General features: G+C 59.4%; 22 protein-coding genes and 1 pseudogene. 19 read left to right on the top strand and 4 right to left on the bottom strand.

Annotation, left to right across the window (positions count from 1 at the left end; all coding sequences use genetic code 11):
• Window positions 1-87: 87 nt before the first annotated feature.
• Window positions 88-1101: a polyprenyl synthetase family protein gene (locus ACTQW0_RS05405; RefSeq protein WP_441567233.1), complete on the bottom strand. Its 1014-nt coding sequence runs from the start codon at window positions 1099-1101 to the stop codon at window positions 88-90.
• A gap of 128 nt (window positions 1102-1229) precedes the next feature.
• Window positions 1230-1718, bottom strand: a complete 489-nt coding sequence (locus ACTQW0_RS05400; RefSeq protein WP_441049365.1) for an HAD family hydrolase — start codon at window positions 1716-1718, stop codon at window positions 1230-1232.
• A 495-nt stretch (window positions 1719-2213) separates the two neighbouring features.
• Between ACTQW0_RS05400 and ACTQW0_RS05395 the strand changes: the two genes are divergently transcribed.
• On the top strand, window positions 2214-2933 hold the full coding sequence (locus ACTQW0_RS05395; protein ID WP_441055353.1) for a GntR family transcriptional regulator: 720 nt from the start codon (window positions 2214-2216) through the stop codon (window positions 2931-2933).
• 274 nt (window positions 2934-3207) lie between these two features.
• Window positions 3208-4056, top strand: a pseudogene (locus ACTQW0_RS05390) (ABC transporter substrate-binding protein).
• Window positions 4057-4170: 114 nt separating this feature from the next.
• On the opposite strand, the gene galE reads toward ACTQW0_RS05390, so the two are convergent.
• Window positions 4171-5232, bottom strand: a complete 1062-nt coding sequence (gene galE, locus ACTQW0_RS05385; protein WP_154515134.1) for a UDP-glucose 4-epimerase GalE — start codon at window positions 5230-5232, stop codon at window positions 4171-4173.
• A gap of 266 nt (window positions 5233-5498) precedes the next feature.
• On the opposite strand from galE, the gene ACTQW0_RS05380 reads away from it, so the two are divergent.
• Window positions 5499-6704, top strand: a complete 1206-nt coding sequence (locus ACTQW0_RS05380; protein ID WP_441567231.1) for a PcsB-like coiled-coil domain-containing protein — start codon at window positions 5499-5501, stop codon at window positions 6702-6704.
• A 217-nt stretch (window positions 6705-6921) separates the two neighbouring features.
• On the opposite strand, the gene murB is transcribed toward ACTQW0_RS05380, so the two are convergent.
• Window positions 6922-7884: a UDP-N-acetylmuramate dehydrogenase gene (murB, locus tag ACTQW0_RS05375; protein WP_441038917.1), complete on the bottom strand. Its 963-nt coding sequence runs from the start codon at window positions 7882-7884 to the stop codon at window positions 6922-6924.
• A gap of 183 nt (window positions 7885-8067) precedes the next feature.
• Here murB and ACTQW0_RS05370 point away from each other — a divergent pair, with 183 nt between their 5' ends.
• From ACTQW0_RS05370 to ACTQW0_RS05295, 16 genes are all read left to right on the top strand, one after another.
• Window positions 8068-9096 carry a LacI family DNA-binding transcriptional regulator gene (locus tag ACTQW0_RS05370; RefSeq protein WP_441567229.1) on the top strand — a complete coding sequence of 343 codons (1029 nt, stop codon included), beginning with the start codon at window positions 8068-8070 and terminating at the stop codon, window positions 9094-9096.
• A 204-nt stretch (window positions 9097-9300) separates the two neighbouring features.
• Window positions 9301-11829, top strand: a complete 2529-nt coding sequence (locus ACTQW0_RS05365) for a phosphoketolase family protein (protein WP_441038904.1) — start codon at window positions 9301-9303, stop codon at window positions 11827-11829.
• 422 nt (window positions 11830-12251) lie between these two features.
• Window positions 12252-12740 (top strand): hypothetical protein, encoded by a 489-nt coding sequence (locus ACTQW0_RS05360; protein WP_441560747.1) that lies wholly within the window; start codon window positions 12252-12254, stop codon window positions 12738-12740.
• A 38-nt stretch (window positions 12741-12778) separates the two neighbouring features.
• Window positions 12779-13546: a GntR family transcriptional regulator gene (locus tag ACTQW0_RS05355; RefSeq protein ID WP_441055349.1), complete on the top strand. Its 768-nt coding sequence runs from the start codon at window positions 12779-12781 to the stop codon at window positions 13544-13546.
• Window positions 13531-14244: a GntR family transcriptional regulator gene (locus ACTQW0_RS05350; RefSeq protein WP_427719867.1), complete on the top strand. Its 714-nt coding sequence runs from the start codon at window positions 13531-13533 to the stop codon at window positions 14242-14244. Before ACTQW0_RS05355 ends, ACTQW0_RS05350 begins: the two co-directional genes overlap by 16 nt.
• A 193-nt stretch (window positions 14245-14437) precedes the next feature.
• Window positions 14438-15553, top strand: coding sequence for an SIS domain-containing protein (locus tag ACTQW0_RS05345; protein WP_441042619.1), 1116 nt, complete (start codon window positions 14438-14440; stop codon window positions 15551-15553).
• A gap of 60 nt (window positions 15554-15613) precedes the next feature.
• Window positions 15614-16675: an SIS domain-containing protein gene (locus ACTQW0_RS05340; RefSeq protein WP_441069062.1), complete on the top strand. Its 1062-nt coding sequence runs from the start codon at window positions 15614-15616 to the stop codon at window positions 16673-16675.
• Between the two features lie 46 nt (window positions 16676-16721).
• Window positions 16722-17141, top strand: a complete 420-nt coding sequence (locus ACTQW0_RS05335; protein WP_138374549.1) for a PTS sugar transporter subunit IIA — start codon at window positions 16722-16724, stop codon at window positions 17139-17141.
• 57 nt (window positions 17142-17198) lie between these two features.
• Window positions 17199-17681, top strand: coding sequence for a PTS sugar transporter subunit IIB (locus ACTQW0_RS05330; RefSeq protein WP_427719850.1), 483 nt, complete (start codon window positions 17199-17201; stop codon window positions 17679-17681).
• Between the two features lie 60 nt (window positions 17682-17741).
• On the top strand, window positions 17742-18515 hold the full coding sequence (locus ACTQW0_RS05325; RefSeq protein WP_441567228.1) for a PTS mannose/fructose/sorbose/N-acetylgalactosamine transporter subunit IIC: 774 nt from the start codon (window positions 17742-17744) through the stop codon (window positions 18513-18515).
• Window positions 18496-19329 carry a PTS system mannose/fructose/sorbose family transporter subunit IID gene (locus ACTQW0_RS05320; protein WP_118935483.1) on the top strand — a complete coding sequence of 278 codons (834 nt, stop codon included), beginning with the start codon at window positions 18496-18498 and terminating at the stop codon, window positions 19327-19329. Before ACTQW0_RS05325 ends, ACTQW0_RS05320 begins: the two co-directional genes overlap by 20 nt.
• An 88-nt stretch (window positions 19330-19417) precedes the next feature.
• On the top strand, window positions 19418-20308 hold the full coding sequence (locus ACTQW0_RS05315; protein ID WP_427719853.1) for a DMT family transporter: 891 nt from the start codon (window positions 19418-19420) through the stop codon (window positions 20306-20308).
• A gap of 225 nt (window positions 20309-20533) precedes the next feature.
• Window positions 20534-21307 (top strand): PTS mannose/fructose/sorbose/N-acetylgalactosamine transporter subunit IIC, encoded by a 774-nt coding sequence (locus ACTQW0_RS05310; protein ID WP_035137735.1) that lies wholly within the window; start codon window positions 20534-20536, stop codon window positions 21305-21307.
• Entirely contained in the window at window positions 21288-22121 is an 834-nt protein-coding gene (locus ACTQW0_RS05305) for a PTS system mannose/fructose/sorbose family transporter subunit IID (RefSeq protein ID WP_118935483.1), read from the top strand. The genes ACTQW0_RS05310 and ACTQW0_RS05305 overlap by 20 nt, the downstream gene beginning before the upstream one ends.
• Window positions 22122-22212: 91 nt before the next feature.
• Entirely contained in the window at window positions 22213-23427 is a 1215-nt protein-coding gene (locus ACTQW0_RS05300; RefSeq protein WP_441567227.1) for an MFS transporter, read from the top strand.
• 170 nt (window positions 23428-23597) lie between these two features.
• Window positions 23598-24659, top strand: a complete 1062-nt coding sequence (locus ACTQW0_RS05295) for an SIS domain-containing protein (protein ID WP_441567226.1) — start codon at window positions 23598-23600, stop codon at window positions 24657-24659.
• Window positions 24660-24671: the final 12 nt, after the last annotated feature.

The following is a 24671-nucleotide window of genomic DNA, read 5'->3' as shown; positions in this document are numbered from 1 at the left end:
AGACAACGCAAAGGGTTGCATAAACATGCACTCAACAGTGTAGCAAGTTGTACCCAAATGCGCTGCTGACAGGTTTTATAACCCCCGCTAGTTAAGGCGCTCCACAAAGAAATCTGCCATGGAGTCGAACAGCTCGCGTGCATGCGGGTCGAGCTCGACACCTTCGATAGCGGCCTTGGCCTTGGCGGTCAGGTTGAGTGCGTAAGTGTGGGCGAAATCGACAGAGCCGGTCTGCTGGAAGATCTCCACGGCGCGTGCGAGTTGCGCGGGGTCCTCGGTGCCCGAGGAAAGGATTGCCTCGACTTCGTCGTGATAACGCTCGTCTGACAGGGCATGCACGGCGACGAGCGTGCGCTTGCCCTCTGTGATATCGGTGCGGAAGTCCTTGTTGGCGGCCTCCTTGGTGCCAATAAGGTTGAGCAGATCATCTTGGATCTGAAAGGCAAGGCCCGTGTGCAGGCCAAAGGCACGCAGCGCCTCAATCTGGTCTTCGTTGCCACCACCGATAATGGCTCCGGCGGCAAGTGGCGTGGCTCCGCTGTAGTATGCGGTCTTGTGCGTCGCCATGTCCAGATAATCGTCGACCGAGATGTCAAAGCGCCCATCGCGGACCCAGCCCAGGTCGAGCGCCTGACCCTCGATGGTGCGAACGATCATCTCGGTGAGCTCGTGGAGCACGCGGAGCTTCACGTCTGCCTCGAGCGTGGAGTCGTCGAGAACCGTCTTGGTAACCATGGTGAGCGCTAGGTCGCCGCAGTTGATGGCAAGTCCCGTACCCTCGGTAAGGTGCATACAGGGCTTGCCGCGGCGCAGCTGGCCGTTGTCGGCGATGTCGTCATGGATAAGCGCTCCCGACTGAAAGTGCTCGATGGCCGCCGCCGCGCTTCGGGCGCTCTCAAAGCTGCCGCCTACCGCGGTGGCGGCGAGCATGCAGATGAGCGGGCGGTGGCGCTTGCCGGCGTTGGCCGTAAAAGCCGAGAGCGGCGCGTACAGATAGCGCTCGATATCGGCAGAGGTCGCCTGTCCGTCAAAGAACGTGGCCAGATAGTCGTTAATCTGGTCAAAATGCTGGGCTAAAAAGCTGGTAAACGGACTGGACACGGGTTCTCGCATTCTTTCTTAGGTTGCATCGTTGCGTTATGCAGACAACATATTGCCACATTAGGGCATCGAGCGCGGCGGTTGAAGACGATTGAGCCATGTTGTCGCAAATGCGGCAAGAGGCGCGGCTAGATAAGTCCAAAGTGCTCGAGCGCGGTGACGACGCCGTCGTGGTCGAAGCTGTCGGTGACGTAGTCGGCCTTTTCCTTGAGGAAGTCCGGCGCGTTGCCCATGGCGACGCCAACATCGACCGCCTCCATGAGGGCGATGTCGTTGCTTGCGTCGCCGATGCCGTACACAGTGCCGTGATCTGGCCCCAGGGCATCAAGCACGGCCTTGATTCCGGCCCGTTTGGTGCACTCGCGAGGCGAGATTTCCGTGACCTCGAGTTCGAGCTCGTTGAGGCAGAGCAGAGGCCCAAGCTCTTCGTCTTGGGCGATGCGGTTGGCGAGCGGTGTGGACATAAGAATTTTAATGCCGGTGTCGAGCGTCTTGATGCCGTCGATGATGGTGATGCCGCTGGCGGAGGTCAAAGACGACGGGTACTTAAGTCCAAGGTTGTCGCCGCTCAGCTTAATGATCTCGCTCAAAAAGAAGCAATAGGCAAAATAGGCCACGAGTGCCTCGAAGCAGCAGCGCGCCGGTTGCTTTTGGGCAAGGCCGATGGGCAGCGCTACGGCAAAAGCAGTGGGAGGCGTTTAAAGACCGTCCACGAGCCGCGCTGGATGATAGCCCAAAAACATACCAAGGGGTTCCGTATACGGCGAGGTCGCCGACGATGTCCGCAGACGTTGCGAGGGCGGAGACGCCGACCATAAGGCCCGATATGGAAAACAGCATGGCGGGCGCGAACATTGCCCCGCCAAAGCGTTGGATTTTCTGCAGCATAATATGCCTTCCGGATGCAACATGCTGTGCGAGCAAGAACGTTTAAACAATGAACTCATTGTAGAGGACTGGCTGCTTGCCGCATTGACGGTTTTGATTCGGTCCGATTTGGGTGCCGGGGGAACCGTCGACGGTAAATAATCCGTGCTTTGCCGATAGACGGTTTAAACAACCCCAAGAAATGCTATCGTGCCTAGCCATACATATTCATTAGAGGTGAAGCCATGCCAAAAGCGATTTACGAAGGAATCTACCGCGAGATCCGTTCGCGCATCATTAACGGGACCTATGCGTTCCAGGAGATGCTGCCAACCGAAGCCGAGCTGACCGCAGAGTTCGACTGCACGCGCAATACCGTCCGCCGCGCCTTGAGCATGCTGGCCGACGAGATGTTTGTGCAGCCCATACACGGCAAGGGCGTGCGCGTTATTTGGCTCAAGGGCGAAACCGACATGCTGGGCGCACTCGAGGAAGTCGAGTCGTTTGGCGAATTTGCAAAGCGCAGCAATGCCGTTGCATCGACGGACGTTAAGTCCTTTGAACATCTGGTCTGCACCGAGCAGCTCTCTCGTCGCCTGGGCTTTAAGGTGGGCGAGGAGCTGATTCGCGTAGTGCGTGTCCGAAGCCTCAACGGCAGCGCGCGCCAAGTGGACCATGGCTACTTTTTGGAGTCGATCGCCAAGGGTCTGACTCCCGAGATCGCGGCAGAATCTATCTACGACTATCTGGAGCACAAGCGCGGCATCAAAGTGATGGCGAGTCGCCGTACGGTGAGTGTCGAGCTCGCCAACGATGAAGACTGCAGCTATCTTGACCTCGGCAAATACAACTGCGTTGCCGTCATGGAGAGTCAGTCGTACACATCGGATGGCATCTTGTTCGAGGTGACGCATGCTCGCACACACCCCGAGATCTTCCATTACCGCGTCAATTCCAAACGATAGGTAACAGACGCATAAGCTTGCGTTTCGATATGAAGCGCCCCGTGCTGTCGATGGGATATCGGCCGCACGGGGCGCTTTAATTGTTTAGACAATATTTGTCAAGTACGAATGTATCAAGAACCGTTCACCGAAGTTTTTCTACCGCTCTATTAATACTTGTTCAGACAACTAGGCAAACAGCGTATTGCACAAATCAGAAAAAGGGGCAAAGTCCCCGAACCAATCTCCGAAGGCGGCGGCAAAGGGCGCCGCCACGGTCTTTGGCCTGGGTCTCGTGGGCTGCGGTGGCTCCGCCGGCTCCGGCTCCTCTGCTTCTGGTGACGCTGCCGAGGTCTACTTCCTCCAATTCAAGCCCGAGGTCGACAAGGAGTGGAAGGAGATCGCCAAGGCGTACAAGGAGGAGAAGGGCGTCGAGGTCAAGATCGTGACCGCCGCCTCCAACACCTACGAGGAGAAGCTCAAGTCCGAGATGTCCAAGAGCTCCGCTCCGACCCTGTTCCAGGTCAACGGGCCCACCGGTCTTAAGAACTGAAAGGACTACTGCGCCGACCTGTCCGATACCAAGGTCCGCGGTGAGCTCGTCGACGACTCCCTGGCTCTGCAGTCCGACGGCAAGGATCTAGGTATCGACTGGGTCCAGGAGAGCTACGGCATCATCTACAACAAGCAGCTCCTCGAGAAGGCTGGCTACAAGGCCGAGGACATCAACTCCTTCGACAAGCTGAAGGCTTGCGCCGATGACATTCAGGCCCGCAAGGACGAGCTTGGCGTTGACGGTGCCTTCACTTCCGCCGGCATGGATGACTCCTCCAGCTGGCGCTACACCACCCACCTCGCCAACCTCCCGCTCTACTACGAGTTCGAGAAGGAGCACAACCAGGAGGATGACGAGATTAAGGGCGAGTATCTCGACAACTTTAAGCAGATCTTCGACCTGTACATCACCGACTCCACCTGCGATCCTTCGCAGCTTGCCTCCAAGACCGGCGACGACGCCACCAACGAGTTCGCAACTGGCAAGGCCGTCTTCTATCCTTCTCGTTGTGGGGTCGGCCTGCCGATGGGTGTGCAGTCCGCCTCCGATGTTCTGATTCGATACACCTATTGTATACATGTTGTTTAAACATGTATAGGCAAGATAAAAAAGTTGGTCGATTTTCGGCGAATGGTTACATGCCATGAAAAAGCCCCGGTCTCACATCGTGAGATCGGGGCAAGAACGGTGTGTAGGTTTTTGCTACTCGGCGTCGGCGAAGCCGTTGGGGTTGTGGCTCTGCCAGTTCCAGCTGTCGCGGCACATGTCCGCGATGTCGTACTGGGCCTTCCAGCCCATCATGCGCTCGGCCTTGGAGGCATCACACCAGTTGGCGGCGATGTCGCCGGCGCGGCGCTCGCGAATCACATAGGGCAGCTCCTTGCCGCAGGCCTTGGAGAAGGCGGCGACGACCTCGAGCACCGAGGTGCCGGTGCCGGTGCCCAGGTTGAAGATCTCAACGCCGGTCTTGCCGTTCATCCAGTTGAGGGCGGCCACATGGCCCGATGCCAGGTCGCACACGTGGATGTAGTCGCGCACACCGGTGCCGTCGGGGGTGGGGTAGTCGTTGCCAAAGACCTGAACGGCCTCGAGCTTGCCCACGGCAACCTGCGCGACATAAGGCACCAGGTTGTTGGGGATGCCCTTGGGGTCCTCGCCGATCAGGCCCGACGGATGTGCGCCGATGGGGTTGAAGTAGCGGAGCAGCACAACGTTCCACTCGGGGTCGGCGGTGTGAACGTCCATAAGGATCTGCTCAATCATCCACTTGGTCCAGCCATAGGGGTTGGTCGCGGGCTTCTTGGGGTCTTCCTCGGTGACGGGCGGGTTATCCGGATCGCCGTAGACGGTCGAGGAGCTCGAGAAGATGATGGACTTGCAGCCATGGTTGCGCATAACGTCGACGAGCACCAGGGTGTTCTCAATGTTGTTGTGATAGTATTCGACGGGCTTGCTCACCGACTCGCCGACGGCCTTAAAGCCGGCGAAGTGGATGACGCGGTCGATCTGATGGGTATCGAAGATCTTGTTCATGGCATCGCGGTCGAGCACGTTGGCCTCGTAGAAGGTGAGGTTCTTGGCGGCCTTGTCGCCCACGATGGTCTTGACACGGTCGACGGCGACGGCGCTGGAGTTGGAGAGGTCGTCGACGATGACGACCTGGTAGCCACCCTCGAGCAGCTGAACGACGGTGTGCGAGCCGATAAAGCCGGCGCCACCGGTTACGAGGACGCAGGTGTCTTTGGGGTCGAGTGCTTTGGACATGTAGTCTCCTATCGAATCAGGAACACTTCCTGAGGGAGTATAGCGCAGGCAGGGGCACCCAAAACGTGCAGGGCAGGAAAAGCAGACGAACATGCTAACGTACTCATGGAAATGTTTGGCGTGGGCATAACCTTGACTTTGACGTTTGCATACGAGCCGCCGACCATGGGGTTTCCTGCCGTTCGTGGAAATCGTTGGGACGCGTCGGATGTACGCTAATATGTATGAGTTGAGCGACATATAAATAAACATGTAACGGAGTAGATATGTCACCAAACAGCGATTCCATCCTTTCCCAGGAGCTTTCGCGTCGCACTGCCCTCAAGGCCTTGTTCGGCGCCGCTTCTGCAGCCGTTCTTTTTGGTCTGCCCGCTCGCGCCCATGCTGCGGAGGCCACCAAGGAAACCACCGACAAGCTCAATGCGGCCCAGGCTCAGCTTGACGAGGTCCAGGCCCAGCTCGACAGCATCGCAAATGAATACGCGGCGCTGGCCAACAAGAACGCCCAGACCCTCAACGATATCGAGAGCGTACAGGGCCAGATTGACAGCACGCAGGCGCAGATTGACGAAAAGAAGGCCGAGCTCAAAAAGAAGCGTGGCGATCTTTCCGATCGCGTTTCCGCCAACTATAAGTCGGGCGGCACCAACATCCTGTCGCTGCTGCTCGCCTCGGGCTCGTTTGAGGAGCTCGTCGCCAATGCGCACTATGTTGAGAAGATCAACAAGAGCGACCGCGACGCCATCGAGGATATCCAGACCATCCAGAAAGAGCTCGATACGCAGAAGTCCGAGCTCGAGTCGCAAAAAGCCGACTTGGAGAAGCTCAAGGACCAGCAGACTGCTCAGATGCAGGACATGCAGGCCAAGCAGCAGGAGGTCCAGACGGTTCTGAACGGCCTCTCCGACGATGTCAAGGAGCTCATGGCCCAGCGCGATTCCGAGATTCTCGCTGCCGCCCAGGCTGAGGAGGCCGCCAAGAAGGCTGCCGCTGCTGCGGCTGCCGCAAACAAGAACAATTCCTACTCGGGTGGTTCGAGCTCGGGTGGCGGATCGTATGCGCCCGGAAATCCGCAACAGAATGCCGGCTCGGGCAAGCAGCAGGCTGTCGTCAACGCATGCTACTCTACGCCTTCGCCTGGCCTAAACTGGTGCGCCGCCTGGGTCACCAACGTCTTCCGTAACGCCGGCGTGGGCTACTTTGGTGGCAACGCGTGCGACATGTTTAACGCCTGGTGCTACAGCTCCGATCGTTCGGCGCTGCAGGTGGGCATGATCGTGGCCGACTCGTCGCACAGTGGCACCGGTATGCCGGGTCTGCTGTACGGACACGTGGGCATCTATGTTGGCGGCGGCATCGTTATGAGCAACGAAGGCGCCATCACGTCGAGGTCGCTTGACTCGTTCATTGGGTTCTACGGCACTGGCTCTGGTGTGCGCTGGGGCTGGCTTGGCGGTATTGCGCTGTCGTAGCTGCGGCTTGGTCCGGGACTGCGGGCGAGGCATAAGGTTGCCTGCTCGGGCAGTCCTGCTCGCGCGGAGAGCACATTAAGTGCTCTCCGGCTCGTGCGGAACTCGCGATCAACCTTATGCCTCTCGGACTGTCCCGGCCCTCACGGGTCCTGAGCACGACACACCGGACTGGGTTATCTGAATAAATATGGTGAAGGCCCCTTTTGGGGCCTTCTTTTTATAAAAATTCGCCTACTCGGTGGACTTCGGGTTCTAGGTCTACGCCGAATTGGTCTTTGACGGTTGCTTGGATGTGGCGGATGAGTTCGTCGACGTCGGCGGCGGTGGCGTGGTCGGCGTTGACGATGAAGCCGCAGTGCTTTTCGCTCACCTGGGCGCCGCCGACAGCGTGGCCGCGCAGCCCGGCGTCCATGATGAGCTTGCCGGCAAAGTGGCCCTCGGGGCGCTTGAAAGTGGAGCCGGCACTCGGCATGTCGAGCGGCTGCTTGTCCTCGCGGCGTTGACGGTAGTCGTCCATGTCGGCCTTGATCATCGCGGCGTTACCCGGGGCGAGATTGAAGGTGGCCGAAAGCACGATGAAGCCGTCGTCGGCGATGCGGCTCTTGCGATAGCCCAGATTGAGCTCGTCGACATCGAACTTGATGATGCTGCCGCTACCGCGGGTGCCGTCGTCGAGCATGCGGGCGGGCTTGTAGACGCGTACAGACTCCAGCACGTCGGCCATGCAGGCACCGTAGGCGCCGGCGTTCATGTAGCAGGCGCCGCCGACCGATCCGGGGATGCCCGAGATGGGCTCCATGCCGGTGAGACCGGCCTCGGCTGCCGCGGCCGCAACATCCGAAAGCAGCGCACCGGCTGCTGCCGTAACGTGCGTGCCGTCGACGGTAATGTCGGAAAGGCCCTCGCCTAGCGCTACGACGACGCCGCGTATGCCCTTGTCGCCGACGAGCAGGTCGGAGCCGTTGCCCACGATGGTGAGTGGCAGATCGCAGCGATAGCAGGTATCGAGCGTGGCGACGAGGCCCTGCTCGGTGTCGGGCGTGACAAAGACGTCGGCCGGGCCGCCAATCTTAAACGTGGTGTGCTCGCGCATGGGCTCGCTCATCAACACGTTGTCCTCGCCGGCAACGCCAGCGAGCGCGCACAGCAGGTCCTCGTTAAAAAAGTCGTTCTCGTGCATCCGAATATCCGCCTTTTGGTGGTCGTTGTCATCAATCGACTGCAATATACCCCACCTGGACGTATTTGGTGCGCTGGCGGCGATAAAACAGCCGTCTACCGGATTGGTAAAGTGTTTATCACCGAGGTAGAGGGGCAGTCGCTATACTTTCAAGAGATTGCGCGTAAACCCGGAAGGAGCGAGATGGCCAACAAAGTCACCCTCAAGCAGATCGCCCAGGAGGTGGGGCTTTCCCCCTCGTCGGTCTCGCTTGTTCTCAACAATCGGCCTTGTCGCATCTCGGAAGAAAACCGCAAGCTCATCAAGGAGGTCGCGGCGCGCAACCACTATGTTCCCAACCAGATTGCGCGCAGCCTGGTCATGCGCGTGTCACGCACCCTGGGTCTTATCGTCCCCAACATCGAGAGCCGATTTTTTGCCTCACTTGCCGGTAGCTTGGAAAAGCGCTGCCGCGAGGACGGCTATGCGCTCTTTATTACCAGCTCGGGCGGAAGCGCCGACGACGACCTGGAGCTGCTGCGCCAGCTGGTGACGCGCGGCGTCGATGGTGTCTTCCTGGTGGTAGGCGACGAGTTCTCGGACGACCGTGCCCTGCGCGAAGAGGTCAGCCATCTACCCATCCCTGCCGTGATGGTCGACCGCGCCATTGAGGGGCTCGAGTGCGACAAGGTGATGTTCGACCACGAGATGGGTGGCTATATGGCTACCCGCTATCTGATCGAGCAGGGCCACCGTCGCATTGCCTGCTTGGTTAATGCGCGTCGTTCCAATACGGGTCGCAAGCGACTTGCCGGCTATGAGCGCGCGCTGCGTGAGGTTGGCCTGCCTATCGACGCGCGTTTGGAGTTTGAGAGCGAGTACTACATTCCGAGCGCCTACGAGGCCTCGGAGGCGGTGCTCGCAACCGACGCCACTGCCGTGTTCGCAAGCTCGGACAACATTGCCCTCGGTCTGCTCAAGCGTTTGCACGAGATGGGGAAGAGCATTCCGGGCGATATTTCGGTGGTGAGCTATGACAACTCGGCGGCCGACGTTCTCTTTGAGCCGGCGCTGACCGCCATTGAGCAGGATCCTGGTGTCCTCGCGGAACATGCTTTTGGCTGCATGTCCAAGCGTCTTGCCGGTAGGGGCGGTAGGCGTGCCGAAGAGGTCATCCTGGAGCCGGCGCTTATCGTTAAGGGCAGCGTGCTCGAGCTCACTAAACATAACTAAACATGTTTATCAATTTGCAGAGACCGAATGTGGAGCACTTGTGGCAGACAATGCCGCAGGTGAATGTCGCGTTTTGTTGATCGATGTGATTGATAAGGGTGATAAAACGTTTTTTCACCATGATAAAACGTTTTAGCAAATATACTAGTCCCAACGAATGGTTGCCGTATTGGAGGGCGACCGCACAGCGGAGGGACATAAACAATGGCTAAAACACTGGGGACGCCGTGGCAAAAGCTGGGCCACGAGGTGCCGGCTTCCGAGCTCGAGGGCGTCGACCTGTATTGGCGTGCATCGAATTATCTGTCCGTCGGTCAGATCTACCTTCGCTCTAACCCGCTCATGCGCCCCGACTTTGTCGATGAGAAAACCGGCGAGGTGCGCGACTTCGGTCGCCCGGACGTTAAGCACCGCCTGGTCGGTCACTGGGGCACCACGCCCGGCATCAACTTCCTGTTCGGTCATGTCAACCGCCTCATCGCCGATCACAACCAGAACGCGATCTTCTTGATGGGCCCGGGTCACGGTGGTCCCGCTGGCACCGCCCAGTCGTTGCTCGATGGTACCTACCGCGAGATTCGTCCCGACATTACCAATGACGAGGCCGGCCTGCAGAAGTTCTTCCGCCAGTTTTCCTACCCCGGCGGTATTCCGAGCCATTTTGCGCCTGAGACGCCTGGCTCCATCCACGAGGGCGGCGAGCTCGGCTACACGCTCAGCCACGCCTACGGTGCCGTCATGGATAACCCGAGCCTGCTGGCCGTGGCTGTGGTGGGCGACGGCGAGTCCGAGACCGGTCCGCTCGCGACCTCTTGGCAGTCTAATAAGCTCGTGAACCCGGCAACCGATGGTATCGTCCTGCCGATCCTGCACCTCAACGGCTACAAGATCGCCAACCCCACCATTCTTGCCCGCGTGTCCGACGAGGAGCTCACCAAGTTCTTTGAGGGCATGGGCTATAAGCCGCATTTCTTTGTCGCCGGCTTTGACGACGAGAGCCATGCGAGCATTCATGCGCGTTTCGCCGCCCTGTTCGAGCAGGTCTTCGATGAGATCTGCGACATCAAGGCCACCGCTATGGCTCAGGCCGCTGCGGGCGAGACCGTGGTCCGTCCGGCCTATCCCATGATCGTGTTCCGTACGCCCAAGGGTTGGACCTGCCCCAAGCAGATTGATGGCAAGAAGACCGAGGACTCCTGGCGCGCCCATCAGGTGCCGCTGGCGAGTGCCAAGGACACCCACGAGCACTTCCGCGTGCTGCGCGAGTGGCTGCGCTCCTACAAGCCCGAGGAGCTCTTTACGCCCGAGGGCCAGGTGCGCCCCGAGGTGACGGCCTTTATGCCGACCGGCGAGCTGCGTATCGGCGCCAATCCCAACGCGAACGGTGGCAAGGTACGCCGCGAGCTCGAGCTTCCCGATATTCACGCTCACGAGATCCCCGTCGCAAGTAAGGGCCACGGCTGGGGCTCCACCGAGGCCGCCCGCGTCTTTGGTGAGTACACTGCCGATGTTCTGGCCAAGAACATGGATGTTTTCCGCATCTTCGGTCCCGACGAGACCGCGTCCAACCGCCTGCAGGCTGCCTATAAGGTGACCAAGAAGCAGTGGGATGCCGGTTTCTACGAGGACGATGCTAACGACGAGCTGCTGGCCGGTTCCGGTAAGGTTGTCGAGCAGCTGTCCGAGCACCAGTGCGAGGGCTTCCTCGAGGCCTACGTGCTCACCGGCCGCTCCGGTGTGTGGAGCTCCTACGAGAGCTTTGTCCACGTGGTCGATTCCATGGTCAACCAGCACTGCAAATGGCTCGAAGCAACCAAGCGCGAGATTCCGTGGCGTGCTCCTATCAGCGGCCTCAACATTTTGCTGTCGAGCCATGTCTGGCGCCAGGACCACAACGGCTTTTCGCACCAGGACCCCGGCTTTATCGACCTGCTGCTCAACAAGGCCAACGACACGCATGTCGTGAATGCTTATTATCCGGCCGATGCCAATATGGCCCTTGCTGTGGCCGAGCGCGTCTACCAGTCCACCGACTGCGTCAATGCCATCTTCTGCGGCAAGCAGCCCGCCCCCACCTTCCAGACGGTCGACGAGGCCAAGTCTGAGCTCGCCGAGGGCGTAGCGACTTGGGAGTGGGCATCGACTGCCGACTCGCTCGCCGAGGCCGACGTCGTGGTCGCTACTTGCGGTGACGTGCCGACGCTCGAGGCACTGGCCGCAACCGATATGCTGCGCGGGCTGGGCATCAAGGTCTGGTTTGTCAACGTAGTCGATCTGCTCAAGATCCAGAACGTCTGCGAGAACGACCAAGCCATCAGCGATGAGCGCTGGGCTGAGCTGTTTGGCCGCGGCGAGAAGCCCGTGCTCTTCGCATTCCACGCCTATGCCGGCACGATTCGCCGTCTGATCTGGAACCGTCCCGGCCACGATGCCTTCCGCGTTCACGGCTACGAGGAGAAGGGCTCCACGACCACGCCGTTTGACATGCTGCGCCTGAACAACATGGACCGCTGGGCCCTGGCCGCCGACGTACTGCGCATGGTTGACGCCGATAAGTTTGCCGAGCAGATTGATGAGTGGGAGGCCTTCCGCACCGAGGCCTTTGAGTTCGCGTGCGACGAGGGCTTCGATCACCCGGCCTTTACCGACTGGGTCTGGCCCGACGCCGCAGCCGCAACCGCTGCCGACGGCGTACTCTCCGCAACGCAGCTAACTGCCGGCGACAACGAATAGCATCCGGGACGGTCTCGCGCTGGGGCCGCCTCCGGGCGGGTGCCTTCCTCTGAGAAGTGGGCTTCGCGAACTTCTCAGAGGAAGGCACCCGCCCGGAGGCGGCCTCTCGACCGTTTCGATATGCGGGGGCTGATTCTTTTTTATGTAATGGGGACCTTGCTAACGCTGCCTTAGAAGCCGTGCATCTAACTATGGTTAGCCAAGATTGCATTGCCGGGGCGGGGACGGGGGGGGTTGGTTTTGGTGTTTTCGCACACCACAACAAAACAAAAAAAAACCCCCCCCCCCCCCGCCCCGGCCCTCGTCCGTGAACTTTTCCGCTGGGCGAGCCATAGACACCACGCACCGATGCGGTAAAGCGGCGGCTTGAAATTGGTGCTATATTCGGCTTGAGTTGTTTAATGCTAGTACGGGAGGCTGATATGGGGCTGTTCAAGAAGAAAAACCCGCAGGACGCCTTTGATCCCGATGTGTTTACCATCACGGATACTATTTTGGACCCGCCGCGGTTTACGTTTTTGCCGGCCATCTACCAGGATGCCGCGCGTCGCAAGTGGGCCGTGCATCAGCGCGGTGCGCAGCCGAAGATCTTTGACTATGCGGACGTTTTGCAGTGCGAAGTGGCCGAGGCGGGCGATCCGGAGGCCGAGGAAGTGGTCTCAAAACAGGAATTTGCCCAGCGTATCCTGGCAAATCCTGCCAAGGCGGCGAAAATAAACGCTGCCAAGCGTAATATGTGTCTTGGTATGGGCGTTGTTGTGGCGGTTCAGACGGGAAAAGACGAGGTTTCCAAATTAGAGATTCCCGTTATGACCGACGAAGTCAAACGCGATTCAAGTCTATATAAGTCGTATCGGAATGTTGCCGAGAAGATCAAGGCCGAATTTGATGCCATGGGAGGGCTGGTCTAATTTTGGCGGCATACGTTTCTGAATGAGGAGTCTGTGCAATGGCAGGCGAATCTTATGCAATTCCCCCCAAAGATCGTGCTGTTGAGGGAATTCTTTGGTATATCCAGCACCACCAGCTTGCCGGCGGCGATCGCCTGCCGGCCGAGCGCGTGCTGTGCGAAGAGATCGGCGTTTCGCGTACAGCGTTGCGCGCCGGTATCACGCGGCTCATCTCTTGTGGAACGCTCGAGAGCCGTCGCGGATCGGGTACGTATGTGTGTCCTCCCAAGCCGCTGAACATCTTCCAGGAAACGTATAACTTCTCCGATGCTGTGCGGACTGCCGGCCTGCACCCCTCTTCTCGTCTGGTTTCCACCGGGACCATCGAGGCGGATGAGGCGCTTGCCGACAAGCTTGGGGTGTCTGTAGGCGCTCCTTTGCTCCGCATGCAGCGCGTTCGACTTATAGAGGGCGAGCCGGCGTCAATCGAGACGGCTCACGTTAACCTGTCCCTGTGCCCATCGCTTACCGAGCACGATTTTGAGTGCGAGAGCCTTTACGATGTCTTGCTCAAAGAAGGTGGCGTGCGTGTTGAGCATGGACGTGAGCATATCTCCATCTCGCGTTTGAACGTCGAGGAGGCCGAGCTGCTCCAGCAAGAAGAGGGAACGCCGGTGTTCTATGAGAGCTCGATCGAATTTGATAAGGACATGCGTTTTGTGGAGCATTGCAAATCGGTGATTTTGCCCACAAAGTTCCGCTTTGCCGATAACGGCGAAAAGAACGGAATGAGAAGCGTGGCAGGTGAACAATGGCTGAAACAGTAGATGCCACCCCGGTTTATATGCGCATTCGACGCCGCATCGAGGAACGTATCGAGCGCGGTATATATCCCACGGGTTCCATGATTCCGTCCGAAAAAGACCTCGCCGAGGAATTTGGTACGACACGCTTGACCATCCGAAGCGCTGTCGATGAGCTGGTTCGGCGCGGGCAGATTCGACGCGTCCGCGGAAAGGGCGCGTTTGTGGCGCAGAAAGTACCCGTTGCCTACGAGCGAACAGGAGGCTTTCGCGAGTCGGTTCGTGCTTCGGGCGGCGAGCCGTCCGTCCGTATCCTCGCGCGTTCCAAGCGTTATGCGGGCCCATATTATGCCAACCTGTTTGGCATTGCCGAGGACGATTTGTTGTATTCGATTCGGCGTTTGAACTGCGTCAACGGCGATCCCGTATCGATTGAGATGGCGTTCATCCCGTGCCGGCTGTTTCCCACAATCGAAGATATTGACGTGTCGGTCTTCAGCTTGTACGAGACCTATGAGATGCTAGGCCGAAAGCCGGTCATGGCTCAGGAGAAGCTCGATATCGAGGCGGTGGGCGCACGCGACGCGGGCTTGCTTGGCTTGGAACAAGGGGATCTTGTTTTGCTTTTGGAATGCGTGAGCTATGACGCGAGCGGTCAGGCTATCGAGTATGTAAAGTCCTTCAATCGTGGCGATGCGGGCGGCTACACCTATACGTACTAGCTGGGGCTTTGCATCGCGCGCGGTAACAGCCGGTCTGTTTGGGCAATTTGACCGACTGTATATACAACCTTACATGGCTCAAAATCGACCGTTCGCCGAAGGGGATAAATTAATCGACAAAGAGGTATCAAAAAGCCGTAACCTGTAACTGTGATTGGTATCAAATACTAATGATTTGTTACGAGGTGAGACGATGAAGATGCTCGATTACGTTCAGCTTGCCCATGTGCGTATGGGAGAGAACCTCGAGCGTTCGTCTGAGCTGGTAGCGCAGCTCGTTGATATTTTCCAGTCCGGTTCTTTTGACGCGCTGCGCATCGTTGCTTCGGGTTCGTCGCGCCATGCTGCGGATTGCGCCCGCGATTACCTGCAAGATGCGCTGCAGATGCAGGTGTCCGTCGTGACGCCCGAGGCCTTCGTCGATTTTGAACACACCTATCCACAGCATGCGCTTAACATTGCCGTCTCGCAGAGCGGCTATTCAACCAATACGATTGCGGCGCTCGATTACATGCGCGCACACGATATGGCTGCAGTTGCGCTCACGGCAAACGTCGAGGCACCCATCAAGGAATACGCTGACATCGTTCTTGACTACGGTGTGGGCGTCGAGTCGGTGGACTTTGTGACTCTGGGCGTCGAGGTTCTCGTTGAGTACCTGGTGCTCTTTGGTATTTACGGCGGTCAGGCGCGCGGAACGATTGACGCCAAGGGCGTTGCCCAGCGTCTTGACGACCTGCGCGAGGCTATCCAGGCCAATGCCGTGATGTGCAAGACCGCCGAGGCATATGTCCAAGACCACATGCTCGAGCTTTCTGAGCACACGCCCGCTATGGTCGTCGGCAACGGCCCCAACTACGGTGTTGCCGAGGAGGCGGCGCTCAAGCTGAGCGAGACCATCAAGATTCCTGCCATGCATCACGAAGGCGAGGAGTTCGTCCACGGTCCCGAGATGCAGATCGTTCCGGGCTATCTGGTGTTTATCGTCGACGATCCGCAGGGGTCGGAGCGTCTTGCGGATATCGCCGATGCGCTATCGAACGTTACGGCAAAAACGGTGCTGCTCACGGCCCATCCCAAGGGTAGGGCTCACGAGGTTGCGGTGCCTCAGGTGGCTCCGCTGCTCAGCGCAATTCCCAATCTTGTGTTCTTCCAGACGGTTGCGGCCATGATCGCCGAGCGTCTGAAGTCATGGGACGTGCACCCGTATCTCGATGCCGTCTCCAAGCAAATGGAGGTCAAGGCAGAGGGCTACGAAGAGTCAATCAATGCGCTTAAGGCCAAAGCGGCTGAGTGTTACGGAATGTAAGCGGGTTTTGATGCCCGTTGGCATGGGGGATGTGGAAACAACCCCAGAAAGGAGAGACAAATGAAGGAAACCGAGAAGATCGAGATCATGCATTTCGACCAGGAGGGCTACCTCGAGGACGGCAAGGCGCTCTACGAGACCGGCAAGAAGATGACCGCGCTCGCCGACAAGGTCGCCGACGAGGGCTACGACGCCGTGTTCCTGATGGGCGTCGGCGGCACCTGGGACGAGCTCATGCAGCTCGAGTACCTCATGAACAAGTTCGGCGACCGCGACCTCGAGGTCTACCTGATCCACGCCGCCGAGTGGAACGTCTCCGGCCACAAGCGCATGACCGAGAAGTCCGTCGTGCTCACCGCCTCCGAGTCCGGCACCACCCCCGAGGTCCTCGAGGCCGTCAAGAAGATGAAGGGCATGGGCGTGCGCGTCTACGCCATGACCAAGCCCGAGGGCCCGATCGGCCAGGCCGTCGGCGCCGAGAACTGCGTCGCCATGGCTTCCGACCATGGTTCGGGCGGCTGCGAGAAGGGCTACTACCTCGCCGACTGCTTCGGCCTGCGCCTGCTCAACCGCCGCGGCTGCTTCCCCAAGTTCGACCTGTTCATCGAGCAGACCAAGGACATCTGGAAGGACATGCTCGACATCCGCAAGCGCTTCGAGCCGCGCGCCGAGGAGCTCGCCAAGAAGTACGCCCTGGCCCCCTACACCATGTTCATCGGCTCGGGCGCCCTGTGGGGCGAGACGATCCTGTTCTCGATGTGCATCCTCGAGGAGATGCAGTGGAAGCGCACCCGCTACATCACCTCGGCCGACTTCTTCCACGGCACCCTCGAGCTCGTGGAGCCCGGCGTCCCCGTGTTCCTGTTCATGGGCGAGGACGAGAACCGCAAGCTCGACGAGCGCGTCCGCGCCTTCCTGACCCGCGGCGTGACCGGCGACACCGACATCAACATCATCGACACCGCCGAGTTCGCGATCCCCGGCCTTGACGACGAGTTCCGCGTCATCGTCTCCCCGTGGATTCTGACGGTGCTCGTGACCGACCGCCTGGCTCGCTACTACGAGACGGTCACCAAGCACAACCTCAAGTATCGTCGCTACTATCACCAGTTCGACTACTAAAGAAAACGGGTGCGGGAACGTGCCGGGCTATTGAGAGGAACACAGAATGAGACAGTACATTATCGCCAGCCATGCGCACTTCGCCACCGGCATCAAGGAGAGCGTCGAGCTGCTTTCGGGCGCTCGCGACAACGTCCACGATCTTTCGATGTTCGTCGATGGCCGCATGGACGTGGCCGAGGAGGCCCAAAAACTGCTGGCAGGCATGTCTGCCGACGATGATGTTGTTGTCTGCACCGACCTCTTTGGCGGCAGCGTTAACAACGAGTTCACCAAGATCGTCCAGACGCGTCCCCGCACGTACCTCGTTACCAACATGAACCTTCCTCTGCTCATTCAGCTGCTGTTCTCTGACGAGTCGGCGCCGGTTGAGGAGACGATTCGCGCCATCGTCGCTGCGGACGATACGCGCGTGAAGTTTGTCAACGATCTTTTGGTCGATGGCGACGAGGAAGAAGAGTTCTAATCCGCAGCACCTACTGACACGCCGTAAGACGGCACAAGACCTTTGGGGGGTCACATTATGATTCAGCTACTTCGCGTTGACCATCGCCTGCTTCATGGCCAGGTCGCAGTTTCCTGGGTTCAGGGCCTTGGCTCCAACTGCATCTTCTGCGTGGGCGATAAGGTCGCTAACGACCCGGTGTGGAAGACGACGCTCAAGATGGGCAAGCCTGCCGGCTGCAAGCTCGTCATCAAAGATATGGCGAATGCCATCGAGGCCATTAACTCGGGTGTGACTGACAAATACAAGATGATCATCTGCGTCGCCACCATCGCTGAGGCAAAGCAGCTTGTTGAGGGCTGCCCGCAGATCAAGTCGGTCAACCTGGGCAACACCAAGCCCAAGGACGAGAAGCGCCCCGATGCTCGTCAGGTCTCTCGTCAGATCTTCCTGACTGCGGCCGAGGAAGCCGATGTGCGCGAGATGCTGAGCCGCGGCGTCGAGGTCGAGATTCGTCCTCTGGCCGACGACCCCAAGGTCGACTGCGCCAGCGTGCTCTAGGCGTTTAATTTCGAAGAGCCTGCGGGTTCTTCGTAGTGTCCTATTAGGAAAGGGGGATGTATGCTTGTCCAAGCAATCCTCATCGGACTTATCGCCGCGTTTGGTAAGTTCGACTACCAGCTCGGTACGCTCTATGCGTTCCGCCCCATCGTCCTGTGCCCGCTCGTGGGCCTGGTGCTGGGGGACCTGCAGTCCGGCCTCGCGATCGGTGCGAGCCTGGAGCTGCTGTTCATGGGCTCGATCTCCATCGGTGCCTACGTGCCGCCCGATGAGACGATCGGCGGCGTGCTCGCCTGTGCCTTCGCTATCCAGCTGGGCCAGAGCACCGAGGCAGCCATCGCGCTCGCTATGCCCATCGCCACGCTGTGCCTTGCCATCAAGAACATCCTCAACGCCGCCCTGCCGATTTTGGTTGACCGCGCCGATGTTTTCTCTGCCCAGGGCAACCTTAAGGGCGTCTATGCGATGCACTTCCTGATCGGTTCCACCGGTATCATCATGGCGTTCCTGTTGTGCTCGCTGTCGTTCTATCTGGGTGCTGACGCCATCCAGGGCGTGCTCGACTTCATCCCGCCCTTTGTCCTTGCTGGCTTTGGCGTTGCCGCCAACATCCTGCCGGCCATGGGCTTCGCCATGCTCGGCCGCCTTGTGCTCACCAAGCAGCTCGTGCCCTTCTACTTCCTGGGCTTCCTGCTGTGCTCCTACGCCAACGTGCCCGTCCTGGGCGTCGCCCTGATCGCCATCATCATCGGCATCGACAAGTTCGACCTGCTCGGCCTGGGCGGAGCCCAGCCCCAGCTCTCCGCGGAAGGGGATGAGGACGATGACTTCTAGTCCCGAGAACAAGATCACGCGCTCCGACCTCGTCAAGAGCGCCGTCAACGTCGGCGCCCTGGGCATGGAGTTCTCCTGGACCTACTACAAGCAGATGAACATCGCCTTCTGCCTGATGGTCGCCAACATGCTCAAGAAGATCTACGCCGGCCGCCCCGACGACTACGCCGAGGCCCTGCACCGCCACTGCGCGTTCTTCAACATCACCGTCCAGTTCGCCCCGTTCGTCGGCGGCATCGCGATGGCCATGGAGGAGAAGGTCGCCCGCGGCGAGATCGAGCCCGAGAGCGTCAATGACGTCAAGGCCGCCCTCATGGGCCCGCTGTCCGGCATCGGCGACTCCATCTTCCTGTCGACGCTGCGCGTGGTCGCCGCCGCGGTGGGCATCAGCCTGTGCCAGGCCGGCAACCCCTTCGGCCCCATCGCCTTCCTGCTCATCTACAACGTCCCCGGCTTCGCGCTGCGCGTCTGGGGCGCCGTCAAGGGCTACGAGCTGGGCGTGGGCTTCCTGGACGAGGCCCAGAGGACCGGCCTCATGCAGAAGATCATGACCTGCGTGGGAATCGTGGGCGTCATGGTCGTGGGCGCCATGTGCAAGGACATGTTCTGGGCCAGCATCCCGGTGGCCATCGGCTCGGGCGAGGACGCCCAGACCCTCCAGGACATCCTGGACGGCATCATGCCCGGCATGCTCGGCATGCTCGCCTTCTGGCTGTACTACTGGCTGCTGTCCAAGAAGATCAACCCCATGGTGCTGATCGTGGCCACCATGGCCGTGGGCATCGTCGGCGCGTTCTTCGGCGTGCTGGCGTAGGTTCCTGCGTTCTATTCTGCCCCCAAGGGAAACGGCGACCCATTGCGGTCGCCGTTTTTTATTACCGAAAGCTAGCTGGAGGTGCTTCGTGATTCGATCTGACAATCCACCCGATAATGGCGTGAGCGGGGCGATGTATCTATTTGGCACGGCGCTCTTGTGGAGTTTTATCGGCATCCTCGTTCGCGCCAATTCGCAGTCAGCTCTTTTGATCGGTGCCGTTACGGCAATATTTATGGCGCTCTTTATCCTGCTCGTCGGCAGGCCCGTCTTTCGCGTCAGCCGTCTTATTGTCCTTGTGGCCGTCTGCAACTTCGTGACGGGCACCACGTTTAACTTTGCCAACCAGCTCACGACGGTCGGCAACGCGATCGTTTTGCAGTACACCTCGATGATTTTCGTTATCGTGTATCAATCGCTCGCAACTCGCACGTTGCCCTCGCCTGCGAAGATTGCCTCCGTGGTGGTTGCTTTTACGGGTATGGGACTTTTCTTTTTAGGTGATTTGAGTGCCGAGGGCATGCTCGGAAATCTGCTTGCCGTCATTTCGGGCGCCACCTTTGGGCTGTGTTTCTTTTTAAACTCTCGCCCCGATGCGTCGCCTATGGTGTCCTCGCTCATCTCCTGCGGCATCTCGATACTTCCGATCGTCTATTTTGCCGGCGACCTAGGATCCGTGAAACCCTTTGAGTGGGGGCTTATGCTGGTGCATGGCCTTTTTTGCAGCGGCCTTGCGAGTGTGCTGTATGCCAAGGGGATTGCGCGCACCAACGCGTTTGCGGCCAACTTGGTTTGCATGAGTGAGGTCGTGCTCGCTCCCTGCTGGTCGGCGCTCCTCTTTGGCGAGGTCTTTCGCTGGAACGAGTTTTTGGGCGCAGCGATTATCGTTTTGGTGATTATGGCCAACTTGGCATCCGATGCCTTTGGCGATGGCTTTCTGGTGACGCTTGTCCTCCATCGAAACAAAGAGCGCGCCTGACGGGATACGTCTGCCGTTTACGGTAAAAAACACTCCGCTGAGCGAGTGGTATTAAATAGTAAGAACCTGCATACCTATAATTGGTGTCAAATCATTTGTGCCTGGCATGGGTGTTAGCAGCACACCAGGTACGCTTCGAGCCGTGGAATCGAACTCCCGGAATTGATATCAACAACGCGCGCGACGGGAGTGACGACGGTTCGAGATTCCTTATTGGGAGGAATTATGCTTGTCCAAGCAATACTCGTCGGCTTAGTCGGAGCGTTTGGATGCCTCGACTACCAGCTCGGCACCCTCTACGCGTTCCGCCCCATCGTCCTGTGCCCGCTCGTGGGCCTGGTGCTGGGGGACCTGCAGACTGGCCTTGCCGTTGGCGCCAGCCTGGAGTTGCTGTTCATGGGCTCGATCTCCATCGGCGCCTACGTGCCGCCTAACGAAACCGTCGGCGGCGTGCTCGCCTGCGCGTTTGCCATTCAGCTCGGTCAGGGTACCGAGACGGCCATCGCGCTCGCCATGCCCATCGCCGTCCTTGCACTGACGATCGGCAACATTACCAATGCCTTGTTCCCTGTGTTTGTCGATATGGCAGACAAGTTCGCCCTCAAGGGAAACCTCAAAGGCATCTACGCCGTTCATTGGGGAATTGGAATCTGGGGCTGCGTCGAGTACTTCCTGCTGTGCGGCGGCGCCTTCTATTTGGGTTCCGACGCCATCCAGGGCCTGCTCGACTTCATCCCGCCCTTCATCATCGACGGTTGCGGCGTTGCCGCCAACATCCTGCCTGCCATGGGCTTCGCCATGCTCGGCCGCCTTGTGCTCACCAAGCAGCTCGTGCCCTTCTACTTCCTGGGCTTCCTGCTGTGCTCCTACGCCAACGTGCCCGTCCTGGGCGTCGCCCTGATCGCCATCATCATCGGCATCGACAAGTTCGACCTGCTCGGCCTGGGCGGAGCCCAGCCCCAGCTCTCCGCGGAAGGGGATGAGGACGATGACTTCTAGTCCCGAGAACAAGATCACGCGCTCCGACCTCGTCAAGAGCGCCGTCAACGTCGGCGCCCTGGGCATGGAGTTCTCCTGGACCTACTACAAGCAGATGAACATCGCCTTCTGCCTGATGGTCGCCAACATGCTCAAGAAGATCTACGCCGGCCGCCCCGACGACTACGCCGAGGCCCTGCACCGCCACTGCGCGTTCTTCAACATCACCGTCCAGTTCGCCCCGTTCGTCGGCGGCATCGCGATGGCCATGGAGGAGAAGGTCGCCCGCGGCGAGATCGAGCCCGAGAGCGTCAATGACGTCAAGGCCGCCCTCATGGGCCCGCTGTCCGGCATCGGCGACTCCATCTTCCTGTCGACGCTGCGCGTGGTCGCCGCCGCGGTGGGCATCAGCCTGTGCCAGGCCGGCAACCCCTTCGGCCCCATCGCCTTCCTGCTCATCTACAACGTCCCCGGCTTCGCGCTGCGCGTCTGGGGCGCCGTCAAGGGCTACGAGCTGGGCGTGGGCTTCCTGGACGAGGCCCAGAGGACCGGCCTCATGCAGAAGATCATGACCTGCGTGGGAATCGTGGGCGTCATGGTCGTGGGCGCCATGTGCAAGGACATGTTCTGGGCCAGCATCCCGGTGGCCATCGGCTCGGGCGAGGACGCCCAGACCCTCCAGGACATCCTGGACGGCATCATGCCCGGCATGCTCGGCATGCTCGCCTTCTGGCTGTACTACTGGCTGCTGTCCAAGAAGATCAACCCCATGGTGCTGATCGTGGCCACCATGGCCGTGGGCATCGTCGGCGCGTTCTTCGGCGTGCTGGCGTAAGGGCCCGGCTGCATAGACTGTCATTGCAAACTGGTAAGGGGATGGAGCGGGCCTATGCCCTCCATCCCCTTTTTGTATAGAAGGAGTTCGTATGTTCGCGAGGGATCGCGAAGCAATGCGCCTGACGCCGGCAGAGGTCAGGCTGATTCTTATTGAGTCCCTGCAATGGTGCGCCAACAACGCGGTCTACTTTTTAGGGCTTATCGGCGCGGCGACGTATGATTTGGCTGGCACGGCCTTTTTGGTTGCTGCCATTACGCTCGTACGCAATCTTATGACGTCGGCGGGCAATATGGTGTCGGGCTCGGTCATCGACCGCTTTGGACCGCGCCGGACGTCGTTTGTGACGTGCATGATTACGGCGGTGCTATCGCTTGGCGTGGGGTTGGCGCCGTTGTCTGTCCACGGGCTTGTGTTTGCCGCGTGCGTCTTGGGGCTTGCGGGCGGCTTTATCAACACCTGTACGCATGCGTTTCCGGGATACCTGGAGTCGACCACCGAGGGCCGTACCCGCGTGAACGGTCTCATGGTGTTCTACAGCAATATCGCCTATACCGCTGGCCCGCTGCTCGGTGGTGCCATCGTGAGCTGTTTTGCCACGCAATCGGTCTATCTGCTCATGGCGGGCATGATGGGTGTGGCGGCCGTGCTCTCCTTGGGCTGTCACGAGTGTGTTGCTCCCGCAAAAGGGGAGAAGCTGAAGGGCGGCATTCTGGGCGGCATGGCCGAGGGCGCGCGACTTACGTTTCGCGACCACGACCTGCGCCTTATCTTTATCTCGGGCTTTCTGGGCTTCTTTGCGTTTGGCGCGTTCGATTCGCTGGAGTCGTTGTTCTATCGCGATGTGCTCAACGTGGATATCGTCTGGCTGGGCTGGCTGTCCTCGGTCGTGGGCCTCACTTCCTCGGTGGGCGCGTTCATCCTGACCAAGCTTTCTGCCCGCCATGTCAACCTGCGATTGCTGCTCGGCGCGCTCATGGCCGTGGGCATTGGGTCCATGGTGTACGTGGGCACCGATATGCTGGGGGTCGCGATTATCGGTCAGGCGATTAACGGTCTGGCCTGGGGATTCCTGGAACCGCTGCAGATGATCTTGATTCAGGAGCGCGCTGACATCAAATACCTGGGCCGCATTACCGGCTTTGTGCGTTTTGGCCTGATGAGCGCCGGTGTGCTGCCGCTGCTGGCGGCTCCTTTTTTGGCGGAGGCTTTGGGCGTCCAAGCGGTGCTATTTGGGGCATCGACCATTATTGCGCTGGTAGGAACGCTGTTCTTTGTCACACAAGGGAGGCGCCAGAGGTGTTAGCTATACATTCAATTCTAATTTAATACCACTCACCAGAGAATTTCGACCGTTCACCGAGGATTGGAACAGATTGATAAGTGGTATTAAAAACACCTTAGGTGTATGTCTATAATTGGTATCGAAAAGAAACGCGATGTATAGAGTCGCGTGCAGGACAGAAAGGAAAAGCCATGAAGGAAACCGAGAAGATCGAGATCATGCACTTTAGCCAGGAGGGCTATCTCGAGGACGGCAAGAACGTCTATGAGACCGGCAAGAAGATGATCGAGCTCGCCGACAAGGTCGCCGACGAGGGCTACGACGCCGTGTTCCTGATGGGCGTCGGCGGCACCTGGGACGAGCTCATGCAGCTCGAGTACCTCATGAACAAGTTCGGCGACCGCGACCTCGAGGTCTACCTGATCCACGCCGCCGAGTGGAACGTCATGGGCCACAAGCGCATGACCGAGAAGTCCGTCGTGCTCACCGCCTCCGAGTCCGGCACCACCCCCGAGGTCCTCGAGGCCGTCAAGAAGATGAAGGAAAAGGGCATTCGCGTCTACGCCATGACCAAGCCCGAGGGCCCCATCGGCCAGGCTGTCGGCGCCGAGAACTGCGTCAAGATGGCTTCCGATCACGGTAACGGCGGCTGCGAGATGGGCTACTACCTCGCCGACTGCTTCGGCCTGCGCCTGCTCAACCGCCGCGGCTGCTTCCCCAAGTTCGATAAGTTTATTGAGCAGACCAAGGATGTTTGGACCCACCTGGTCGACATCCGCAAGAGCTTCGAGCCGCGCGCCGAGGAGCTCGCCAAGAAGTACGCCCTGGCCCCCTACACCATGTTCATCGGCTCCGGCGCCCTGTGGGGCGAGACCATCCTGTTCTCGATGTGCATCCTCGAGGAGATGCAGTGGAAGCGCACCCGCTACATCACCTCGGCCGACTTCTTCCACGGCACCCTCGAGCTCGTGGAGCCCGGCGTCCCCGTGTTCCTGTTCATGGGCGAGGACGAGAACCGCAAGCTCGACGAGCGCGTCCGCGCGTTCCTCAACCGCGGCGTGACCGGCGACACCGACATCAACATCATCGACACCGCCGAGTTCGCGATCCCCGGCCTTGACGACGAGTTCCGCGTCATCGTCTCCCCGTGGATCCTCTCCTCGCTGATTACCGATCGCCTTGCCGCTTACTACGAGACGGTCACCAAGCACAACCTTAACTATCGCCGCTACTATCACCAGTTCGACTACTAAGAGCAAATAACG

This window comes from Collinsella sp. LCP19S3_B7 (assembly GCF_052121795.1).
GTDB lineage: Bacteria > Actinomycetota > Coriobacteriia > Coriobacteriales > Coriobacteriaceae > Collinsella.
This window is presented reverse-complemented; position numbering and strand designations above follow the sequence as displayed.